Annotated in this window: 17 protein-coding genes; 8 read left to right on the top strand and 9 right to left on the bottom strand. The window is 58.1% G+C overall.

Features of this window, described 5'->3' with window-relative positions; genetic code table 11:
• The first annotated feature begins 130 nt into the window (after nt 1-130).
• The 4 genes from glpE (at nt 131) to malQ (ending at nt 4,290) form a co-directional block, all read left to right on the top strand.
• Complete coding sequence (glpE, locus tag F3I15_RS14975; protein ID WP_150018459.1) at nt 131-466, top strand: thiosulfate sulfurtransferase GlpE; 336 nt, start codon at nt 131-133, stop codon at nt 464-466.
• A gap of 15 nt (nt 467-481) precedes the next feature.
• Nucleotides 482-1,312 carry a rhomboid family intramembrane serine protease GlpG gene (gene glpG / locus F3I15_RS14980; RefSeq protein WP_150018497.1) on the top strand — a complete coding sequence of 277 codons (831 nt, stop codon included), beginning with the start codon at nt 482-484 and terminating at the stop codon, nt 1,310-1,312.
• 32 nt (nt 1,313-1,344) lie between these two features.
• On the top strand, nt 1,345-2,103 hold the full coding sequence (locus tag F3I15_RS14985; RefSeq protein ID WP_150018460.1) for a DeoR/GlpR family transcriptional regulator: 759 nt from the start codon (nt 1,345-1,347) through the stop codon (nt 2,101-2,103).
• A gap of 132 nt (nt 2,104-2,235) precedes the next feature.
• On the top strand, nt 2,236-4,290 hold the full coding sequence (gene malQ, locus F3I15_RS14990) for a 4-alpha-glucanotransferase (protein ID WP_150018461.1): 2,055 nt from the start codon (nt 2,236-2,238) through the stop codon (nt 4,288-4,290).
• 38 nt (nt 4,291-4,328) lie between these two features.
• Here the strand turns inward: malQ and nfuA are convergent, their stop codons facing one another.
• The gene (gene nfuA, locus F3I15_RS14995) at nt 4,329-4,904 is read right to left on the bottom strand and encodes a Fe-S biogenesis protein NfuA (RefSeq protein WP_039380973.1); all 576 of its coding nucleotides are present in this window, start codon (nt 4,902-4,904) and stop codon (nt 4,329-4,331) included.
• Nucleotides 4,905-4,962: 58 nt separating this feature from the next.
• Entirely contained in the window at nt 4,963-5,640 is a 678-nt protein-coding gene (gene gntX, locus F3I15_RS15000; RefSeq protein WP_150018462.1) for a DNA utilization protein GntX, read from the bottom strand.
• 35 nt (nt 5,641-5,675) lie between these two features.
• Between gntX and bioH the strand changes: the two genes are divergently transcribed.
• Nucleotides 5,676-6,449 (top strand): pimeloyl-ACP methyl ester esterase BioH, encoded by a 774-nt coding sequence (gene bioH, locus F3I15_RS15005; protein WP_150018463.1) that lies wholly within the window; start codon nt 5,676-5,678, stop codon nt 6,447-6,449.
• On the opposite strand, the gene F3I15_RS15010 is transcribed toward bioH, so the two are convergent.
• The gene (locus F3I15_RS15010; RefSeq protein ID WP_150018464.1) at nt 6,430-8,115 is read right to left on the bottom strand and encodes an alpha-amylase family glycosyl hydrolase; all 1,686 of its coding nucleotides are present in this window, start codon (nt 8,113-8,115) and stop codon (nt 6,430-6,432) included. The two genes, bioH and F3I15_RS15010, sit on opposite strands and share 20 nt — an antisense overlap.
• A 126-nt stretch (nt 8,116-8,241) precedes the next feature.
• A complete protein-coding gene (locus F3I15_RS15015; RefSeq protein WP_039385659.1) occupies nt 8,242-10,563 on the bottom strand; it encodes a Tex family protein in 2,322 nt (773 codons plus the stop codon).
• Nucleotides 10,564-10,754: 191 nt separating this feature from the next.
• Here F3I15_RS15015 and greB point away from each other — a divergent pair, with 191 nt between their 5' ends.
• Nucleotides 10,755-11,240: a transcription elongation factor GreB gene (gene greB / locus F3I15_RS15020; RefSeq protein WP_039380962.1), complete on the top strand. Its 486-nt coding sequence runs from the start codon at nt 10,755-10,757 to the stop codon at nt 11,238-11,240.
• Nucleotides 11,241-11,293: 53 nt separating this feature from the next.
• Here the strand turns inward: greB and yjbE are convergent, their stop codons facing one another.
• Nucleotides 11,294-11,533, bottom strand: a complete 240-nt coding sequence (gene yjbE / locus F3I15_RS15025) for an exopolysaccharide production protein YjbE (RefSeq protein WP_094111190.1) — start codon at nt 11,531-11,533, stop codon at nt 11,294-11,296.
• A gap of 498 nt (nt 11,534-12,031) precedes the next feature.
• Here yjbE and ompR point away from each other — a divergent pair, with 498 nt between their 5' ends.
• Complete coding sequence (gene ompR / locus F3I15_RS15030; protein ID WP_001157751.1) at nt 12,032-12,751, top strand: two-component system response regulator OmpR; 720 nt, start codon at nt 12,032-12,034, stop codon at nt 12,749-12,751.
• Nucleotides 12,748-14,106, top strand: coding sequence for a two-component system sensor histidine kinase EnvZ (envZ, locus tag F3I15_RS15035; RefSeq protein ID WP_150018465.1), 1,359 nt, complete (start codon nt 12,748-12,750; stop codon nt 14,104-14,106). The genes ompR and envZ overlap by 4 nt, the downstream gene beginning before the upstream one ends.
• A 54-nt stretch (nt 14,107-14,160) precedes the next feature.
• Here the strand turns inward: envZ and pckA are convergent, their stop codons facing one another.
• The 4 genes from pckA to F3I15_RS15055 all read right to left on the bottom strand — a co-directional run bounded on the left by pckA (nt 14,161) and on the right by F3I15_RS15055 (nt 19,820).
• Complete coding sequence (pckA, locus tag F3I15_RS15040) at nt 14,161-15,780, bottom strand: phosphoenolpyruvate carboxykinase (ATP) (RefSeq protein WP_150018466.1); 1,620 nt, start codon at nt 15,778-15,780, stop codon at nt 14,161-14,163.
• 268 nt (nt 15,781-16,048) lie between these two features.
• On the bottom strand, nt 16,049-16,921 hold the full coding sequence (gene hslO, locus F3I15_RS15045) for an Hsp33 family molecular chaperone HslO (protein WP_150018467.1): 873 nt from the start codon (nt 16,919-16,921) through the stop codon (nt 16,049-16,051).
• A gap of 25 nt (nt 16,922-16,946) precedes the next feature.
• Nucleotides 16,947-17,348, bottom strand: a complete 402-nt coding sequence (hslR, locus tag F3I15_RS15050) for a ribosome-associated heat shock protein Hsp15 (protein WP_150018468.1) — start codon at nt 17,346-17,348, stop codon at nt 16,947-16,949.
• A 336-nt stretch (nt 17,349-17,684) separates the two neighbouring features.
• Nucleotides 17,685-19,820 carry an intracellular growth attenuator family protein gene (locus tag F3I15_RS15055; protein WP_150018469.1) on the bottom strand — a complete coding sequence of 712 codons (2,136 nt, stop codon included), beginning with the start codon at nt 19,818-19,820 and terminating at the stop codon, nt 17,685-17,687.
• Nucleotides 19,821-20,083: the final 263 nt, after the last annotated feature.

Here is a 20,083-nt window from a genome sequence, read left to right on the forward strand (position 1 = left end):
AACATTCCTGCGTGATGCAGCTAACATTCCGGCAGGAAAAAAAACAGATAACCCTTTTCTTTATCAGGTTATGGCACCTGTTTCTCAGGGTAAACTAGGCGCAAACAGAACAGCGAAATGAGAGATAACGATGGAAACCTTCGAGTGTATTAACGTTCAGCAGGCAAACGCGCAGCTGGCGCAGGGCGCGCAGTTAGTCGATATTCGCGATCCACAGAGCTTCGCCCTGGGGCATGCCGCTGGCGCGCAGCATCTCTCCAGTGACAACCTGGCGGACTTTATCGCGCAGGCGCGCCGCGATCTGCCGGTGCTGGTGATGTGTTATCACGGCAACAGCAGCAAAGGCGCCGCACAGTTTCTGCTGGGGCAGGGTTTCAGTGAGGTGTACAGCATTGATGGCGGGTTTGACGCCTGGCGTGCAGCGTTTCCTGCGCAGACCGCGGTAGCCTCTGACCCGCTATCTTAAGGAGAGCGCAGCATGATGCGTATTACCCGGTTCAGCCACGCCCGCACCGCGCAGGCGTTTGTAGATTATATGGCGACATGCGGTGTGACGCTGCGCATAGAGCAGGAAAGTCACTTCGTGATCGTGCTGGATGATGAGAGCCAGCTGCAGATGGTCGAAAACGAACTTGCGCAATTCGTTCGCGACCCTAATCACCCGCGCTATCAGGCGGCCAGCTGGCGCAGCGGCAGTACCCGCAGCGGGCTGCACTATGAGCGCAGCAACGTCTGGGCCACGATTCGCGAACGCGCCGGACCGCTGACGCTTTCGGTGATGGCGCTCTGCGTCGCGGTGTTTATTCTGATGCAGATTGCGGGTGATGATGTCGCGCTGGCCTGGCTGGGCTGGCCGGCTGACGCCTCACAATATTTTCAGGTCTGGCGCTGGTTCAGCCATGCGCTGCTGCACTTTTCGCTGCTGCATATCCTGTTCAACCTGATGTGGTGGTGGTATCTCGGCGGAGCGGTCGAGAAGCGACTCGGCAGCGGCAAGCTGTTTGTGATTATGCTGATCTCTGCGCTGCTCAGCGGCTGGATGCAGGCCAAATTCAGCGGCGTGCTGTTTGGCGGTCTCTCGGGTGTGGTCTATGCGCTGATGGGTTATTGCTGGCTGCGCGGCGAGCGCGATCCCGAAAGCGGTATTTATCTGGAGCGCGGACTGATTGGTTTCGCTATTGTATGGCTGGTGATTGGCTGGTACGGCGCATTTGGTCTGGCAATTGCTAATGCCGCGCACGTGACCGGCCTGCTGGTCGGGCTGGCTATGGCGTTTGTGGATACGCGCCACGCTGCCCGTCATCAGAGATAAAAAGAACACGGCTGCAAGCCGAGGAGAGAGATGTGAAGCAGACGCAACGTCATGACGCCATTATCGATCTGGTCCGGCGTCAGGGGTATGTCAGTACGGAAGAGCTGGTTGAGCATTTTGCGGTCAGTCCGCAGACCATCCGCCGGGATTTAAACGATCTGGCCGATCAGAATAAAATTCAGCGCCATCATGGCGGCGCGGCGCTCCCCTCCAGTTCGGAAAATACCGCCTGGCAGGATCGTAAAATGATGTGGTCGGCAGAAAAGGCACGCATCGCCGCGCGCGTGGCCAGTCAGATCCCGGATGGCGCAACGCTGTTTATTGATATCGGTACTACACCCGAAGCGGTTGCCCATGCGCTGCTGAACCATAACGATCTGCGGATTGTCACGAACAACCTGAACGTTGCCATTCTGCTGATGGGCAAGCCCGATTTCCGGGTGATCATCGCTGGCGGAGAAGTGCGCACGCGTGACGGCGGGATCATGGGCGAAGCCACGCTCGACTTTATCTCGCAGTTCCGCCTCGACTACGGCATTCTCGGTATCAGCGGCATCGATATGGATGGCTCGCTGCTGGAGTTTGACTACCATGAAGTCCGGACCAAACGGGCCATCATCGACAATTCGCGCTGCGTAATGCTGGTCGTGGATCACTCAAAGTTTGGGCGTAACGCTATGGTCAATCTGGGCAATATGGGACTGATTGATTACATATTTACCGATCAGAAGCCTCCCGCCAGCGTGCTTAAAGTGATTGAGCAGCATGAGGTCCATCTCGAACTCTGCTGATCCTGCGCCGGGCCACGCGCCCGGCAGCTATTTTTTGCCTCTCCCTTCCGATTCGGTCGCTTTTTTCACCAGGCGCGACTTTACTTATCCTTTTGATCTCTATCCGCCAGCCCGGACGCGAAAGGAGCGTTGATGTCTCTCAATAAACTGGATCAGGCCGCAGAAGCGGCGGGAATTGCCTTGCGTTTTGTGAATGCCAGAGGGGAAAAGGAAACCATCAGCGATGAGACCAAAGAGGCGCTGCTGGCGGTGATGGAGGCGCCGGCAGGTAAAGCGCCGCCGGTGCCGCCGGTGCAGGTCTTTGTGGCACGCGCCCGGCGCGAGCTTGCGGTGGGTGGCAAAGGTGAATTTGCCTGGCAGCTGACCACTGAGCAGGGTAAAAGCCACAGCGGTACGGTACAGGGCGGTGAGGTGCTGACGCTGCCGCCGCGTCTGACGCAGGGCTATCATCAGCTCAGCCTGCGTAAAGGGCGTCAGGAGTGGCAGTCGCGCCTGATTATTGCGCCGCGTCGCTGCTACCTGCCTGAACCGCTGGCACAGGGAGAAAAACGCTGGGGTGCGCTGGTGCAGCTCTATACGCTGCGCTCAGAGCAGAACTGGGGTATCGGTGACTTTGGCGATTTAAAACGGATGCTGGAGCAGGTGGCGGCGCACGGCGGCGACTTTATTGGTCTTAACCCGCTGCATGCGCTCTATCCGGCTCAGCCCGACCTCGCCAGCCCCTATAGCCCGGCGTCGCGCCGCTGGCTGAATATTCTCTATATTGATGTCAGCCAGGTGGCAGCGTTTCAGCAGAGCGCCGCGGCACAGCGCTGGTGGAAGAGTGCGAAAACCCGCAAGGCGCTGGAGAAGGCGCGCGCGGTGGAGGCGGTTGACTATGCGGCGGTGGCGGCACTCAAGCTGGAGGCGCTGCGTCTGGCCTGGCAGCAGTATCAGCCGCAGGCGGCAGAGGAAGCGGATTACCAGGCGTTTCTGACGGCGGGCGGTGACGCGCTGCGTTACCAGGCTGCGTTTGATGGCATCCTGACTGAGCGCAGCGGGCAGGATGAGCAGGGGTGGGGCTGGGAAACCTGGCCGGAGGGCTTGCGCAGTGCCGCGCAGCCGGAAGTCCAGGCCTGGTGTACGCAGCATGAAGAGGAGATTGGCTTCTGGAGCTGGCTGCAGTGGCTGGCGCATCAGCAGTTCAGTGACTGCTGGCAGCGCAGTCAGGAGCTGGGTATGGCGGTGGGGCTTTACCGCGACCTGGCGGTGGGTGTGGCTGAACATAGTGCCGAAACCTGGCAGGATCCGCAGCTGTATAAACTTGGCGCCTCGGTCGGCGCGCCGCCCGATCCGCTGGGACCGCTGGGACAAAACTGGGGGCTGCCGCCGCTCGATCCGCACGTGCTGCGCGCGCGTGGCTATCAGCCGTTTATCGACCTGCTGCGCGCGAATATGCGCGACTGCGGCGCGCTGCGCATCGACCATGTGATGTCGCTGCTGCGACTGTGGTGGATCCCGCACGGGGAAGGCGCGGATAAAGGCGCCTACGTCTCCTATCCGGTAGAGGATCTGCTGGCGGTGCTGGCGCTGGAGAGCCAGCGGATGCGCTGCATGGTGATTGGCGAAGATCTCGGCACCGTGCCGCAGGAAATTGTCAAACTGCTGCGCGACAGCGGGGTTTTCTCCTGGAAGGTGCTGTTCTTCGAGCAGGAAAAAGGGGGGCGCTATCGCCTGCCCGACAGCTATCCGCCGCAGTCCATCGCCAGTGCCAGCACGCACGATCTGCCGACGCTGAGCGGTTTCTGGCAGGCGGACGATCTGGCGCTGGGCGAGAAGCTGGGTATGTATAAAGGCAGGACGCTGCAGTCGCTGCAGGCGCAGCGCGTGGAACAGAAACAGGCGCTGCTGGATGCGCTGCATCAGGCCGGGGCCATGCCGGCGCGCAGTGCAAAGCAGGCGGAAAAACAGGCGCTGACGCCGGCGTTTAATCAGGCCATCCATCGCTTTCTGGCGCTTACCCGCAGCGCGCTGCTCGGCCTGCAGCCGGAGGACTGGATGGGCATGACAACGCCGGTTAATGTGCCGGGCACAACAGACGAGTATCCTAACTGGCGACGTAAGTGGAGCTTTACGCTGGAAGAGGCGTTTGCGGATAAGAGCGTGAAGAAACTTCTGAAAACGGTAAGCGAGGCGCGTAAAGCGTAGTTAAAGCGCGGCAGCGCAGGGCGCTGCCGCATAAACTATCAGTAGTAGGAGTGTTCGCCGCGCTGGTGTTCAGTGAGATCGCGAACCCCTTTCAGCTCCGGGAAAGCAGCCAGCAGCTCTTTCTCAATGCCATCTTTCAGCGTGACATCAATCATCGAGCAGCCGTTACAGCCGCCGCCAAACTGCAGCACGGCGATGCCATCATCGGTGATCTCCATCAGCGACACGCGGCCGCCGTGGCTGGCCAGCTGCGGATTGATCTGCGCCTGCAGCAGATATTCAACCCGCTCTGCCATCGGCGCATCGTCAGAAACTTTACGCATTTTCGCGTTTGGCGCTTTCAGGGTCAGCTGAGAGCCGAGATTATCCGTAACGAAGTCAATCTCTGCATCTTCAAGATAGGGTGCGCTCAGCTCATCCACATAGGCAGAGAGTTTATCGAACTTCAGTTCGGTATCCGTTGCTTCTACCGCATCAGGCGGGCAGTAGGAGACGCCGCACTCGGCGGTTGGCGTACCCGGGTTAATAACGAATACGCGGATCTGGGTGCCATCTTCCTGTTTTGACAGCAGTTTTGCGAAATGCTCTTGCGCAGTATCAGTAATACGGATCATGGCGATTGCTCAATAGTTGACTAAATTACCTGGTTATAATACGCCCAACACCGACGCTCTACAAGGTACGGCACAGGCAGCCAATATGGATGCTGGCGGCGCCCTCCGCCTGCAGCAGGCGGCTGATTTCCGCTACGGTGCTGCCGGTGGTGACCACATCATCAATCAGCAGGATATGGCGATCCTGCACCGGCATTTCAAGGCGGAACGCGCTGCGCAGATTATGACGACGCGCGCGGGCGTTAAGCTGATGCTGGGTGCTGCCGCGACGTATCCGGCTGACACCTTCACGATACTCACACCGCAGCCAGCGTGCCAGCGGCTGCGCAAGCAGCGCTGACTGATTAAAGCCGCGCTGCCAGGCGCGCTGATGATGCAGCGGCACGCTCAGCACCAGATCGAACGCCGTAGCGGGTTCATTCCGGCGCGTTGTTAACAATTTTAACAAAAGCAGCCGCGCCAGCATCACCCTGAGTGCGATCGCGCCGGAAAATTTCAGCTGCTGTACCCAGTCACTCAGCGGCGGGGTGTAATCGCTGACGCAGGTTAAGCGGTGCCACGGCGGCGGCTTTTTCAGGCAGCGGCCGCAGCGCTGCGCTGTAGTAGCTGGCAGGCCGCAGCAGGGGCAGAGTGCCGGCAGGAGCGGCAGCTGATGCAGGCAGAGGCTGCACAGCCCGTGGTGTGCAATCTGCAGCGGAAGATGGCATAGCCAGCAGCGGGCCGGGGTTGATAGCATAGCGACCTCTTTTTCACTTTTCGGGAGTGTAACCGATGAGTTCGCTTTACTGGCACACCACGGGCGCGGGCGATCGCGATCTTGTGCTGCTGCACGGCTGGGGGCTGAATGCCGAAGTGTGGCAACACATAGTTCCGCGACTCAGCCCCCATTTTCGCCTGCATCTGGTGGATCTGCCCGGGTTTGGCCGCAGCGCAGCGGCCGGTCCGCTGACGCTGATGGAGATGGCGCAACAGCTGCTGCCGCAGCTGCCTGAGCGCGCCACGCTGCTGGGCTGGTCACTGGGCGGGCTGGTTGCCAGCCAGCTGGCGCTGCTGCGGCCGGCGCGCGTTTCTGCATTGATCAGCGTAGCCTCCTCGCCCTGTTTTACCGCGCAGGCGGAGTGGCCGGGGATTAAGCCCGACACCCTGACCGGTTTTCAGCAGCAGCTCAGTGACGATTTCCGGCGCACCGTTGAGCGCTTTCTGGCACTACAGACCATGGGGACAGAAAATGCGCGTCAGGATGCGCGTCAGCTGAAAGAGGTGGTGCTGTCGCAGCCGATGCCGTCAGTAGCGGCGCTGCAGAGCGGGCTGGAGATCCTGCGGCAGAGCGATTTGCGCCCGGCGCTGGACGCTCTCAGCGTGCCGTTTCTGCGCCTCTATGGGGCGCTGGATGGGCTGGTACCGCGACGTATTGCCGGCGAGCTGGATGCGCGCTGGCCCGGCTCCCCGTCAGTGATCATGGAAAAGGCAGCGCATGCGCCGTTTATCTCACACCCTGAGGCGTTCTGCGGGCACGTGACGCAGTTTATCCACGCAGCCACATAAACTGCCAGGCAGCGAGCGTCACCGGCACGCTGCCCTCCACCTTTTGCCCGCTGACGATATCCTGATAATGGCGCGCCTGCGGCAGCGTGACGGTAATTTCACGGCTGCTCAGGTTAAACAGGCACAGCAGCCCCTCTTCATCTGGCGCGTGGCGGCGAAACAGCAGGATGGCATTGTCGCTCTCCAGCAGAGTCATGGCGTTATCGGGATGAAAAGCGGGCTGACGGGTGCGCAGCTGGATCAGCGCACTCAGCCGTTCAAACACCTGCTGACGCAGCCAGTCGCCGCCGCTGATCCACTGCTCCATTTCGCGCAGGCTATATTTTTCGCGATTGATGGCGCGGTTGTGGCCGGCAGCGCGCACCCCTTCGTTATCGTTACGCGAGCCGAGGATGCTCTGAATATAAATCGCGGGCACGCCCGGAAATGCCAGCAGAATGGCGTGCGCCAGCAGGAAACGGCGCAGGCGCGTCTCATCATCATCGGTCTGATGGTTGAGCGCATCGAGATAGGTCACGTTGATTTCATAGGGGCTGGTGGTGCCGTCGGGGTTATTTTTATATGACACCAGCGCGCCTTCCAGCGCCAGCTCACGCACCAGGGCAACAATTTCAGGCTCTGACAGAATGCCACGCGCCGGATTCAGGCCGATACCGTCGTGCGAGGCGAGAAAGTTAAAAAAGGTGGTGCTGCCGCTGCCAGGCGTCAGCGAGGCGGCCCACTGACGCAGCGCGCGCGCTGAACCGGCGTGGATCGCCTGCAGCACCAGCGGCGGCAGAGAAAACTGATACACCATCTGCGCTTCATCATCCCCGCGGCCAAAGTAGCTGATGTTATCCTGGTGCGGCACGTTGGTTTCCGTGATGATCACCGTGCCCGGCGCAACAACATCGGCGACGGCGCGGAACAGCTTCACCAGCAAATGGGTTTTATGCAGGTGAATGCAGCGCGTGCCCGGCGTTTTCCACATATAGCCCACCGCATCCAGCCGCACATAATCCGCACCTTTTTTCAGGTAGTCGAGCAGCACGCCGATCATACGGATCAGCACTTCCGGGCTGGCGAAGTTAAGATCGATCTGATCGGCGCTGAAGGTGGTCCAGATATAGCGCGTGCTGCCGTCGGCCAGGGTAAAAGGCGTGAGCAGCGGCGAAGTGCGCGGGCGGGTTACGGCGCTGAGATCGGTGGCCGGTGGCATACTGATAAAAAAATCATCCCAGCCCGGGTCCTGCGCCAGATAGTGACGAAACCAGGCGCTGTGTGCCGAAATATGGTTGCAGACAAAGTCGAACATCAGTCGCGTCTGACTGTGCAGTGCCGCAATCTGCTGCCAGTCACCGCAGATCGGATTGACTTTGTGGTAGTCGATAACCGAAAAGCCATCATCGGACGAGTAGGGAAAGAATGGCAGCAGGTGTACCAGGTTAAAGGCAGACTGCAGGTGCTGCTGATAAAAGCGCGTAAAGCTGGCGAGGGTGGGCTGCTCCGGCTCACGAAACTGATCGGCGTAGGTGATGAGCACCACATCTTTCTCATCCCAGTGCGCTTTACGTGGCAGCTTGACGCTGTCGCGCGCGGCGCGGATATGTGACAGCAGACGCTCGCGCGCGATGGCGGGCAGGTCTCCTTCATAGATCTCATCGAGCAGGGCGTTGATTTTATCCATCAGATTGTCAGGCCACGCGGAAGGTCAGTGGATCACACAGATTTTTTCAGCGTAGCCTGACGGGACAATTTCGCAACCTGTTACCTGCAGCCATTTGCCGGCTGCAGGCAGATTAGCAGGCTGAAATCAGCGCTTTTTACCAAAAGCCGCAGCCAGCGCATCGCCCATGGCGCTGTTGCCTGCAGGCGCAGGCTTGCCGCGCCCTTTGGCCGGATTTGCCGCGCGCGCCGGTTCTCTGGCAGCAGGCCGGCTACCGCTGCGCGCATTGCTCTCACCCGGCTGTTCATCCAGACGCATAGTGAGCGCAATACGTTTACGCTGCAGATCCACTTCCATGACTTTGACCTTCACGATATCGCCTGCTTTCACCACCTGATGCGGATCTTCCACAAACCGATCGGAGAGAGAGGAGATATGCACCAGTCCATCCTGATGCACGCCGATATCCACAAAGGCACCAAAGTTCGTCACGTTGGTTACGGCGCCTTCCAGAATCATGCCGGGCAGCAGATCGTTCATGGTTTCCACGCCTTCGGCAAACTGCGCGGTTTTGAACTCAGGACGCGGATCGCGGCCCGGCTTTTCCAGCTCTTTGATGATATCGGTCACGGTAGGCAGACCAAAGCGTTCATCGGTAAAGTCGCGCGCGTTCAGATTGCGCAGGCTGCCGGGATTGCCCATCAGCGCATCCAGCGCCTGCTCAGTGGCAGAGAGAATACGCTCCACCAGCGGATACGCTTCCGGATGCACCGTAGAGGCATCCAGCGGATTGTCGCCGTGATTGATGCGCAGAAAGCCGGCGCACTGTTCAAATGCTTTTGGTCCGAGGCGGCTCACTTTCAGCAGCTGCTGACGGTTCTGAAAACGCCCGTTTTCATCACGCCAGCCCACAATATTCTGCGCCATCATGCGCGTCAGACCCGCTACACGCGTAAGCAGGGCGACCGAGGCGGTGTTGAGATCGACGCCAACGGCGTTAACGCAATCTTCAACCACGGCATCCAGCTTTTTCGCCAGCTGGCTCTGACTGACATCATGCTGATACTGACCCACTCCAATCGATTTAGGGTCAATTTTGACCAGCTCGGCCAGCGGATCCTGCAGGCGACGGGCAATAGAGACCGCACCGCGCAGCGATACGTCGAGGTCAGGAAACTCCAGAGCCGCCAGTTCCGAGGCGGAGTAGACAGAGGCACCCGCTTCACTGACGATCACTTTTTGCGCGCTGACCTGCGGAAACTGTTTCTGCACATCGAGGAAAAAGCGCTCGGTTTCGCGCGAGGCGGTGCCGTTACCAATCGCCACCAGCTCAACCTGATGCTTTATGCAGAGTGCCGCGACGGCCGCCGCCGCTTTCGCCGCCTGACCGGTGTGCGGGTAGACCGTATCGGTGGCCACCAGTTTACCGGTCGCATCGACTACGGCAACCTTCACACCGGTGCGCAGGCCGGGGTCAAGCCCCATTGTGGCGCGCATACCGGCCGGAGCGGCCATCAGCAGATCGTGCAGATTGCGGGCAAAGACGTTGATCGCTTCATCTTCAGCCCGTTCACGGATAGTGCCCATCAGTTCGGTTTCGAGATGCAGCAGCACCTTGATGCGCCATGTCCAGCTCACCACTGCTTTGCGCCAGCTGTCAGCCGGCGCATTATTCAGACGCAGACCCAGGTGATCGGCAATCAGCGTTTCGCCATAGCTTTCACGCGGCGCCTCTTCAGACTGCGGATCGGCGTTCAGCGACAGCTGCAGTACGCCTTCGTTGCGGCCGCGAAACATCGCCAGGGCGCGGTGCGAAGGCACGCTGCTCAGCGCTTCGTGATGATCAAAATAGTCGCGGAATTTAGCGCCCGCCTCTTCTTTGCCCTCAACGACACGTGCTACCAGATGGGCGTTTTTCCACAGATAGTCGCGCACTTTTGCCAGCAGCGCGGCGTCTTCGGCAAACCGCTCCATCAGGATATAGCGTGCGCCATCGAGCGCGGCGCGCGTATCCGCCACGCCTTTATCCGCATCCACAAAGCCTGCGGCTACCGCTTCCGGCTGCTGCGAGGGATCGTTCCACAATGTGTCAGCCAGCGGTTCGAGACCCGCTTCAATGGCGATCTGGCCACGCGTACGGCGCTTCTGCTTGTAAGGCAGATAGAGATCTTCCAGCTCGGTTTTACTCAGCGTGCTGTTGATAGCCTGCGCCAGTTCCGGCGAGAGTTTGCCCTGATCGTCAATCGATTTCAGAATCGACTGGCGGCGATCGTCCAGCTCGCGCAGATAGCTCAGGCGGCTCTCCAGCGCGCGCAGCTGGGTATCATCCAGCCCGCCGGTGACTTCCTTACGGTAACGTGCAATAAAGGGGACGGTATTCCCTTCATCCAGCAGGCGTACGGCGGCATCAACCTGTTCGGCGCGTGCCTGCAGCTCACCTGCGATAATCTGGCTCAGCGAATCTTTCATCATCAGTAACGATCTTGCTTATCCGGGGTTAAAAACAGGGGACAGTTATACGGACTGAGGGCGTAAATTGCCAGCCAGCCGGGCGGCAATCCATCTTTTTCTGAATCGCGCCCGCATCTTGCTGCCTGCGGCAGCGTCGCTTATTGTACGCAGCTGGCGACCTGCAAAACTGACATAAATGAGCCGATGTAATGAAAACTCAACTGATTACCCGCGAAGGCTACAACAAGCTGCGCGCCGAGCACGATCATCTGTGGAATGAGAAGCGTCCGGAGATCACCCGTATCGTTTCCTGGGCCGCCAGCCTCGGCGATCGGTCAGAAAACGCGGACTATACCTACAACAAACGGCTGCTGCGGCAGATTGACCGGCGGGTACGCTACCTGCGCAAATGTCTCGCTGAGCTGAAAATTGTTGATTACGCCCCGCAGCAGGAGGGCAAAGTCTTTTTTGGCGCGTGGGTAGAGGTGGAGAATGAGCAGGGGGAACAAAAGCGTTTTCGCATCGTCGGACCGGACGAAATTTATGGCGATAATGTGAAAGAGTACATCTCGATCGATTCACCTATGGCGCGGGCGCTGATCAAAAAAGAGGTTGATGATGAGGTCACCGTTAACACGCCTGAAGGGCAAAAGATCTGGTTTGTGAATCAGATTACCTATCACGACAAGGCGTAAGTGAACTGCACTGCGCGTGGTGAGCCACAGGCAGCGCAGTCCCGGTATAGCGCTTACTTGCCCGGCACCGTTGCGGTAGTGGTTGAGGTGCTGCTGCCATTACCATCGCCACCGCCCATGGTAGCCAGCGCCACGCCCAGCAGTGCTGCTACTGCGCCCACGCCAATTGCATCCGAGTTGCCTTTTGCCGTCGTTGACGCCTGCGCACCAGCGGCTTCACCGACTGACGTTGCCGCCTGAACCTGGGTAAGGCTGGAGAGAACCAGCGCGCTCAGCAGAACAACTTTTTTCATTTTTCTTCTCCACATGACACCGATCGGGTCGATACAGCAGAAGTGTCGGAGATCATCGGGCCGGGCGAAAGTGGTGTTTACTCGCTGATTTAACTGTCTTTATTTATAAATGGTCTTGGATTGTGCCGCCGCTGGCACTCTTCCGAGAGCGTTATCAGGCGCTAACCAGAATCTGCGCAGTTTTGTGCTGCCGGCGGTCTGCTATCCCGCTGAATTGATGTGAAAGCGCAGGACAGGCTCTGGCAGAGCGGGAAAAATACGGTCGAGCCACGCGCAGTGAGAAAAAGTGCCGTTTTTTCAGACAAGCGCTAATCAGGGTAAAATCGGGTGGCAAAAGCGGGAGCGGAGCCGCATTCCAGGCAAGAAATTAAATATAAGCTCCTGTTTAATATGCTTTGTAACAATTTCGCTTAGAATATAAACCATAAATATCTGTCACAGACAGGTCCCTTATCCTCACAATATTGCTTCAGGCAATGGCGCCTTTGGGAGTTGAACATGCAAGAGAACTACAAAATTCTGGTCGTTGATGACGATATGCGTCTGCGCGCGCTGCTGGAACGCTATCTCACCGAACAGGGCTTTCAGGTGCGCAGTGTCGCTAATGCTGAACAGATGGATCGCCTGCTGACGCGTGAATCGTTTCATCTGATGGTGCTGGATTTAATGCTGCCGGGCGAAGATGGCCTCTCTATCTGTCGCCGTCTGCGCAGCCAGAGCAACCCGATGCCGATTATCATGGTAACGGCTAAGGGTGAAGAGGTTGACCGCATTGTCGGACTGGAAATCGGGGCGGATGACTATATTCCCAAGCCGTTTAACCCGCGTGAACTGCTGGCGCGGATTCGCGCGGTGCTGCGTCGTCAGGCCAACGAGCTGCCGGGTGCGCCTTCACAGGAAGAGGCGGTTATCGCCTTCGGCAAATTCAAACTGAACCTCGGCACGCGTGAAATGTTCCGTGAAGATGAGCCTATGCCGCTCACCAGCGGTGAATTTGCCGTGCTGAAAGCGCTGGTGAGTCATCCGCGTGAGCCGCTTTCGCGTGACAAGCTGATGAACCTGGCGCGCGGGCGTGAATACAGCGCCATGGAACGCTCAATCGACGTGCAGATTTCACGCCTGCGCCGCATGGTGGAAGAAGATCCCGCGCATCCGCGCTATATCCAGACCGTCTGGGGTCTGGGCTACGTCTTTGTGCCGGACGGCAGTAAAGCATGAGGCGACTGCGCTTCTCGCCCCGCAGCTCCTTTGCCCGCACCCTGCTGCTGATCGTTACCCTGCTGTTCGTCAGCCTGGTAACGACGTATCTGGTGGTGCTGAACTTCGCTATTCTTCCCAGCCTGCAGCAGTTTAATAAGGTGCTGGCCTACGAAGTGCGTATGCTGATGACCGATCGGCTGCAGCTGGAAGATGGGACGCAGCTGGAAGTGCCACCCGCTTTCCGGCGCGAAATTTACCGCGAACTGGGGATTTCGCTTTATACCAACGCGGCGGCAGAAGAGAGCGGGCTGCGCTGGGCGCAGCACTATGAGTTTCTGAGTGAGCAGATGGCGCAGCAGCTGGGCGGCCCGACCGATGTGCGCGTCGAGGTCAACAAAAACTCGCCGGTTGTCTGGCTGAAAACCTGGCTTTCGCCCGATATCTGGGTGCGGGTACCGCTGACGGAAATTCATCAGGGTGACTTCTCGCCGCTGTTCCGCTATACGCTGGCGATTATGCTGCTGGCGATTGGCGGAGCCTGGCTGTTTATCCGGATGCAAAACCGGCCGCTGGTGGATCTGGAGCACGCGGCACTGCAGGTGGGCAAAGGCATTATTCCGCCGCCGCTGCGTGAGTATGGGGCCTCTGAAGTGCGTTCAGTGACGCGCGCCTTTAATCAGATGGCAGCCGGCGTCAAGCAGCTGGCTGACGATCGCACCCTGCTGATGGCGGGCGTCAGTCACGATCTGCGCACGCCGCTGACGCGCATCCGTCTGGCGACTGAGATGATGGGTGAGCAGGATGGCTACCTGGCGGAGTCGATTAACAAAGATATCGAAGAGTGCAACGCCATCATCGAGCAGTTCATCGATTATCTGCGTACGGGTCAGGAGATGCAGACTGAGCGGGCCGATCTCAACAGCGTGCTGGGAGAAGTGGTTGCGGCTGAGAGCGGCTATGAACGCGAGATTGAGAATGCGGTAATGACCGATGAGCTGATGCTGAATATCAATCCGCTCTCCATTAAACGCGCGGTGGCAAATCTGGTGGTCAACGCTGCGCGATATGGTAACGGCTGGATCAAGGTCAGCAGCGGACAGGAGCTTAACCGCGCCTGGTTCCAGGTTGATGATGATGGTCCCGGTATCAAGCCCGATCAGCTGCAGCATCTGTTTCAGCCGTTTGTGCGCGGCGACAGCGCACGCAGTACCAGCGGCACCGGGCTGGGGCTGGCGATTGTGCAGCGCATCATTGATGCGCATGAAGGATCGCTGGAAATTGGTGCCAGCGAGCGCGGCGGATTACGTATTCGCGCGTGGCTGCCGATGCCGGAAAACAGCACCGCGCTGACCAGCGTCGCGCACAGCTCCTGAGCAGACGGAAAAAGGGCGGCAGTGATGCCGCCCGCTACAGCTGTTCAGCCGTGCTTACAGCTGCGGACCCGCCTCTACCAGCGCTTTACCCGCATCGTTGTCGGTATACTTCTCAAAGTTCGTGATAAAACGCTGTGCCAGATCCTGCGCGGCCTGCTGCCACTCCGCCTCGCTCTGCCAGCTGCGGCGCGGATCCAGCGTGGCGGCGTCCACTCCGGCCAGCTGCGTCGGAATCTGCAGATTGAACACCGGCAGTGTCTCGGTGGCGGCGTTATCCAGCTCGCCTGCCAGAATCGCGTTGATAATCGCCCGCGTATCTTTCAGTGAGTTGCGTTTGCCGCTGCCGTTCCAGCCGGTGTTAACCAGATAAGCCTGCGCGCCCGCCGCTTCCATGCGCTTAACCAGCACTTCAGCATATTGCGTTGGATGCAGGGTCAGAAATGCGGCGCCAAAGCAGGCAGAGAAGGTTGGCGTTGGCTGCGTGACGCCGCGTTCAGTACCGGCCAGCTTGGCAGTAAAGCCGGAAAGGAAATGATACTGCGTCTGCTCTGGCGTCAGCCGTGAAACCGGCGGCAGCACGCCAAACGCATCCGCCGTAAGGAAAATGACCTTTTTCGCGTGACCCGCTTTGGAAACCGGCTGCACAATGTTTTCAATGTGATTGATCGGATAGGAGACGCGGGTGTTTTCTGTTTTGCTGCCATCGGCGTAATCCACGCTGCCGTCGGCACGCACCACCACGTTTTCCAGCAGCGCATCGCGACGAATGGCGCGATAGATTTCCGGCTCTGCCTGTTCAGACAGGTTGATGGTTTTTGCATAGCAGCCGCCTTCGAAATTGAAGACGCCGTCGTCATCCCAGCCGTGCTCATCATCGCCAATCAGCTGCCGCTCAGGATCGGTGGAGAGCGTGGTCTTGCCGGTGCCGGAGAGGCCAAAGAACACGGCCACGTCGCCCGCTTTACCCACGTTCGCGGAGCAGTGCATTGAGGCGATGCCTTTCAGCGGCAGCAGATAGTTCATGATGGCGAACAGGCCTTTCTTCATTTCGCCGCCGTACCAGGTACCGCCAATCAGCTGCATGCGTTCTGTCAGGTTAAATGCAACAAAATTTTCTGAGTTCAGCCCCTGCGCCTGCCAGTCCGGATTGGTGCACTGCGCCGCGTTCATCACCACAAAATCAGGAGTGAAGCTGGCCAGTTCTTCCTCGGTCGGGCGGATAAACATGTTTTTCACAAAATGCGCCTGCCAGGCCACTTCCATGACAAAGCGTACGCTCAGACGGGAGTCAGGATTGGCACCGCAAAAGGCATCCACCACAAACAGGCGTTTGCCTGAAAGCTGCTGTGTGCAGCGATCTTTCAGCGCCTGCCAGGTCTCCTGCGAAAGCGGCTGATTATCGTTTTTACCATTGCCGGTACCATTCCACCACAGCGTATCGCGCGTCGTGTCATCGCGGACAATATATTTATCTTTCGGTGAGCGACCGGTAAAAATGCCGGTATCCACGGCGATGGCGCCGCTCTGCGTCAGGGTGCCTCGCGCATAACCCTCCAGCTCCGGGCGGGTTTCTTCCTGAAACAGCGTGTCATAGTCAGGGTTATACACCACTTCAGTAGTGCCGCTGATGCCCAGGTCGGCGAGGTCTTGCGATGTCAGGCCGTTAACGCGCATGTGACTGCTCCTTAAATCGGTACTTCATTGCATTTTTAGGGGGTGTCTGCCGCGTGGCGCACTCGGTTGCGCAGGACAGATCGCGCGCAGTGTACACATCTGAGCAGAAGCGGAAAGTGAAGATAGTTAAAAATGCGAACTGGAACGTGACAAGCGGAGAAATCGGCTACTTATAAAAGTAAAGTTAGTGAAAATTAGTTAATTTCCGTGAAAAAACATGGGGGTATAGTTTTACGCGAAACGGGCGGCGTGGCCGCCCGCAGCGGAATCAATGCAGCTGGTCGCTGTCGCTGACAGATTCATTCCGGATGGCAGCAATATCAACCGCGTCATAGACGTAGTGCGTGCCGCAATAGTCGCAGTGCATATCAATTTTGCCATCTTCCTTGAGGATCTCATCCACTTCGCTCTCTGGCAGCGTTTTAAGCACTTCACCGCAGCGCTGGCGCGAGCAGGTGCACTTAAACATAACGGGCAGCGGATCGTAAACGGTGGCTTCTTCCTGGTGATAGAGACGCCACAGCACATCGTTTGCCGGCAGCGTGATCAGCTCTTCTGCTTTCACCGTCTCCGTCAGCATGGCCAGATGATTGAAATCATCCTGACTGGTCTCCTGCGCGGGCAGCACCTGCAGTAAAATACCGGCTGCGCCCTGTTCGGTAGTACGGATAAACAGGCGGGTAGGCAGCTGCTCAGAACGCATGAAATAGTCTTCCAGACAGCCTGCCAGCGTATCCGCCTCCAGACCGACCACACCCTGATAACGTTCGCCTTTTTCTGGTGTAATGGTGATAACCAGATAGCCGTTACCGGTCATCTCTTTCAGCGTGCTGCCGGGCGCAATCTCTGCACCTTCTTTCACGCGCGCCACGCCACGCAGCTCCTGGCGGTTATTGCCGTTGATCACTGCCAGCGTCAGCGGGCCGTCACCCTGCAGCTGCACCGTGATATCACCATCAAATTTTAGCGTGGCGGTCAGCAGACTGGTCGCAACCAGCAGCTCGCCCAGCAGCGTTTTTACCGGCTCTGCATAGTCATGGTTGCGGACAATTTCCTGCCAGGTATGGGAGACATTGACCAGCTCGCCGCGCACGGCAACGTTTTCGAACAGGTAACGGTGTAATTGATCTTGAACAGACATAAGTTTTCTCTCGCAGGGGTGAAAATTATTCATCACCCGACAGTTTAAATTTCATCAGATCGCGACGCTCTTTTTTATCAGGCCGGCGATCCGGATGTGGCATAGTCAGCGCGTTCAGCTTGCGCGCCAGCGCCGTTTTTTCCCGTTTTTCCACGCTGGCGGCGGTTTCGCTATACATCAGTTGCGCTTCGCTGGCGGGGCGCCGCTGGTCGCTGATGGCGTTAATGATCACCGTCCGCTCATCGTTTCCCTGTCGCAGCGTTAACTCCGCGCCCGATTCAACCAGCTTGCTGGGTTTGCTGCGCTGACCGTTATAATGAACCTTGCCACCTTCGATCATTTCACGTGCCAGCGCGCGGGTTTTATAGAAGCGCGCGGCCCACAGCCATTTATCCAGGCGTACGCCGTCGCTGATTTTCTCTTTCATAGTGGCTCCTGCTTTAACGCAGCGTTTCACCTTTACCGGCAAACGGGTCCGGCAGGGCGGCGCTGAAAAAGGGTGGCGGCCAGTCGGCGTCGGAAGCGGCTGACGCCCGGATCTCTGCGCCAGATGCTGGCCGGGCTCTTATGATCGCGTCGCGCAATATGCAACCGGCTCTGACGCGAACTCCGCAGAGGAAGAGCTGCAGATACCCGGAGATATGGGCAGAAAGTGATAAATCAAGGTGCGACGCGACGCCGCACCCTATCAGTTTAGCGTAAATGCCGGCTCCGACAGCCGTCGCAAAAAATGCGCGTCAGGGTAGCACAGAAGGGCGGAGGGTCAGAACAGCGAGCGCACACTCTGCATAGTGCTGAGATTATGGTTAAAGCATTTATCATAATATTGCTGAATTTCAGCCATGCGCAGCCGGTTACGATGGATGCGACGCAGCGTCAGCAACCCGTTCACCACTGCGGAAATCAGCAGTATCAGCATCAGCACAACGCTGCCAATGTAGCGCCATTGCGCCATAGCATCCGGTTCGTTATGCAGCATGATATGGCGTGTCCCGTTAGCGTCGGTACTCATACTGGTAATGATGCCGCTGGCGCTGAACGGCGTATGCAGCAGCATGCCCGCAATACGCTGCAGCTCGCGCCACTGCGAAGGTGCGTCCAGATCAAACAGGGAGACGGCAGGCTGCGGCTGCGTCACCAGCTGCCGGCCTTCATCGCTGATGATGAGAAAGCCGCCCGGCGGCGGGCTGTTCAGCGTTTCCGCCGCGCGACGGGTTTCACGGGAAAAGAAGGTTGAAGTCGCGGTATTCACCAGATTCTCCAGCGCTTCAGCACTGACAGGTCTTAACAGCACATTCATGCCGCTGAGTTTGCCGGTGTCCGCGCGGTGGATCAGCGAATCCCAGTCTTTCGCATTGCCCAGGTTAACCAGCGCATTTTTCAGCCGGACGCAATCCTGCTGCTGGCTGCAGAGATCCTGCGTCCTTAGCACCAGCTCGGAAAAATCATCCAGCAAAATCATGCCTGACTTCTGAATCGCTGAGGCGAGCTGCGGATTAAGCTTGGGATCGGTGCTGGTTTCCGGATGCAGCTGGCGCAGGGTGGTATCCAGCAGCGCAGCGGCCTTATCAATAATGTCAGACTGCGGCTGTGGCAGCGGAGCGGCTTTGTTCCAGTAGATAGCAGAGCAGTCAAAAGGCATATAAGCGTAGGTACGATTACTCTGGTAATTGCCTGGCACCGAGCACATACCGGTTCCCGTCACCCTGAGCACATCGCCGACGTGCAGCGGCAGGGCAGAGAGCTTATCCACGCTGTCGACCTCAAGACTTTCCGTGCCTTTGACCCAGGCCAGGCTCAGCTTGAGCGGCATACTGAGCGGGATCCAGGTCAGCAGCATTGCCAGTACCAGCAGTGAACCGCAGGTCAGTACCAGATTCTTGCGCCACCGCTGAACCGGGAAATTCCTGACCTCATCCTGCAGCGATAAAAAACGCCCCTGACGCACAACCTGACGGTTCAGATAGATATCCACTTCGGTGACCTGTCCCAGATCGTGAGCGATATAAGGCTGCCAGTGCGGCGGGTAGATGAGATCGATAATGCCCAGCGAAATGTTGCTCTGCTCCTGGTTCGATTCACCAAACAGGCCCCAGCGTTTCGGCGCACCGCGCAGGCAGTGAATATCACGCAGGCTTTTCTCACCGGGAAAACGACAGAGGAACCAGAGGCTGACGGCGATCATTACGCAGCCAGGCACCACCAGCCAGAGCAGAAGATTGCCCGGCAGCACCAGACCGAGAAAAAACAGCAAAAAAGCGCAGCTGATAACGACCGCTTCACGCGTACCGTCAGGTCGCGAAAGCTGGTACTCCTCGTGTGACTCTTTGCGCACCCGCAGTAACTCAACGTTTTCACTCTCTGCTTTACGGATAGAGGCGTTGGTACTGGCAGGCTGGATCAGCGGCGGCAGGGTAGGTTGATCAATGGCGTAGTTAACCAGCGAGTGACCATTCAGAGAGATGACCAGCGGCAGCGTCTGCGTGCGGATCAGCTCAACGTAATTTTCATCGGCAATATACTGTTCCCAGAGCGGCGGCAGATGCACTTCCACTTCATCCAGATAGTAGCGCCATTTGTGCGGATCGTCGGTTGAGAGACCGTAGCGGGTGATGGAACGGGTAACCGGGTAGACATGACTACTCTGAGCCGTCAGCGTCAGCGCTTCCGCTTCCGTGGCAAAGCGGGCGCGGGTGCGCGGCGGCTGACGTTTCGCCAGCGCAGCCAGATACTTTTCTACTGCGGTGCGCTCATCATCCGAGAGTTTGCGGCAGGGCGGACTGATAAACGGCAGCGGTCGCGCTAACGGCGGACGATGCCGCATAGCGTACCAGTAAGCGATACCTGCTAATGATGAGCCGATCAGCATCACTGTCAGGATGACAATAAAAGTGCTCATGCTCAGCTCATTCCAGCCAACGAAATGCCTTCACGTTAACGTTCTACTCCCGGCGAAAATCGTAAGATGTGTCAATTCTGGCGAGCAGAAGAGGTTCTGACAAGAAGAAACACAGATAAAATAATGCGCTAAATCATCGGATTATAAATTATTAGATTAATCCGTGACAGGATGTTAACCAGGCAATACTCAATTAAATATCGGTATTTTCTGAATTTCGCGCTGAGGCGTTGACTTACGCTTAAAACGAGCGTGCGTGTAGC

The organism is Pantoea sp. M_9, from assembly GCF_008631385.1.
Taxonomy (GTDB): Bacteria; Pseudomonadota; Gammaproteobacteria; order Enterobacterales; family Enterobacteriaceae; genus Pantoea; species Pantoea eucrina.

What these genes read in the sequence shown, in the direction of transcription:
- gntX (WP_150018462.1), bottom strand. Translation starts at nt 5,640, where the DNA reads ATGCTATCAACCCCGGCCCGCTGCTGGCTATGCCATCTTCCGCTGCAG.
- greB (WP_039380962.1), top strand. Translation starts at nt 10,755, where the DNA reads ATGAAAACTCAACTGATTACCCGCGAAGGCTACAACAAGCTGCGCGCC.
- glpG (WP_150018497.1), top strand. Translation starts at nt 482, where the DNA reads ATGCGTATTACCCGGTTCAGCCACGCCCGCACCGCGCAGGCGTTTGTA.
- F3I15_RS15055 (WP_150018469.1), bottom strand. Translation starts at nt 19,820, where the DNA reads ATGAGCACTTTTATTGTCATCCTGACAGTGATGCTGATCGGCTCATCA.
- hslO (WP_150018467.1), bottom strand. Translation starts at nt 16,921, where the DNA reads ATGTCTGTTCAAGATCAATTACACCGTTACCTGTTCGAAAACGTTGCC.
- envZ (WP_150018465.1), top strand. Translation starts at nt 12,748, where the DNA reads ATGAGGCGACTGCGCTTCTCGCCCCGCAGCTCCTTTGCCCGCACCCTG.
- yjbE (WP_094111190.1), bottom strand. Translation starts at nt 11,533, where the DNA reads ATGAAAAAAGTTGTTCTGCTGAGCGCGCTGGTTCTCTCCAGCCTTACC.
- hslR (WP_150018468.1), bottom strand. Translation starts at nt 17,348, where the DNA reads ATGAAAGAGAAAATCAGCGACGGCGTACGCCTGGATAAATGGCTGTGG.
- malQ (WP_150018461.1), top strand. Translation starts at nt 2,236, where the DNA reads ATGTCTCTCAATAAACTGGATCAGGCCGCAGAAGCGGCGGGAATTGCC.
- bioH (WP_150018463.1), top strand. Translation starts at nt 5,676, where the DNA reads ATGAGTTCGCTTTACTGGCACACCACGGGCGCGGGCGATCGCGATCTT.
- glpE (WP_150018459.1), top strand. Translation starts at nt 131, where the DNA reads ATGGAAACCTTCGAGTGTATTAACGTTCAGCAGGCAAACGCGCAGCTG.
- nfuA (WP_039380973.1), bottom strand. Translation starts at nt 4,904, where the DNA reads ATGATCCGTATTACTGATACTGCGCAAGAGCATTTCGCAAAACTGCTG.
- ompR (WP_001157751.1), top strand. Translation starts at nt 12,032, where the DNA reads ATGCAAGAGAACTACAAAATTCTGGTCGTTGATGACGATATGCGTCTG.
- F3I15_RS15015 (WP_039385659.1), bottom strand. Translation starts at nt 10,563, where the DNA reads ATGAAAGATTCGCTGAGCCAGATTATCGCAGGTGAGCTGCAGGCACGC.
- pckA (WP_150018466.1), bottom strand. Translation starts at nt 15,780, where the DNA reads ATGCGCGTTAACGGCCTGACATCGCAAGACCTCGCCGACCTGGGCATC.
- F3I15_RS15010 (WP_150018464.1), bottom strand. Translation starts at nt 8,115, where the DNA reads ATGGATAAAATCAACGCCCTGCTCGATGAGATCTATGAAGGAGACCTG.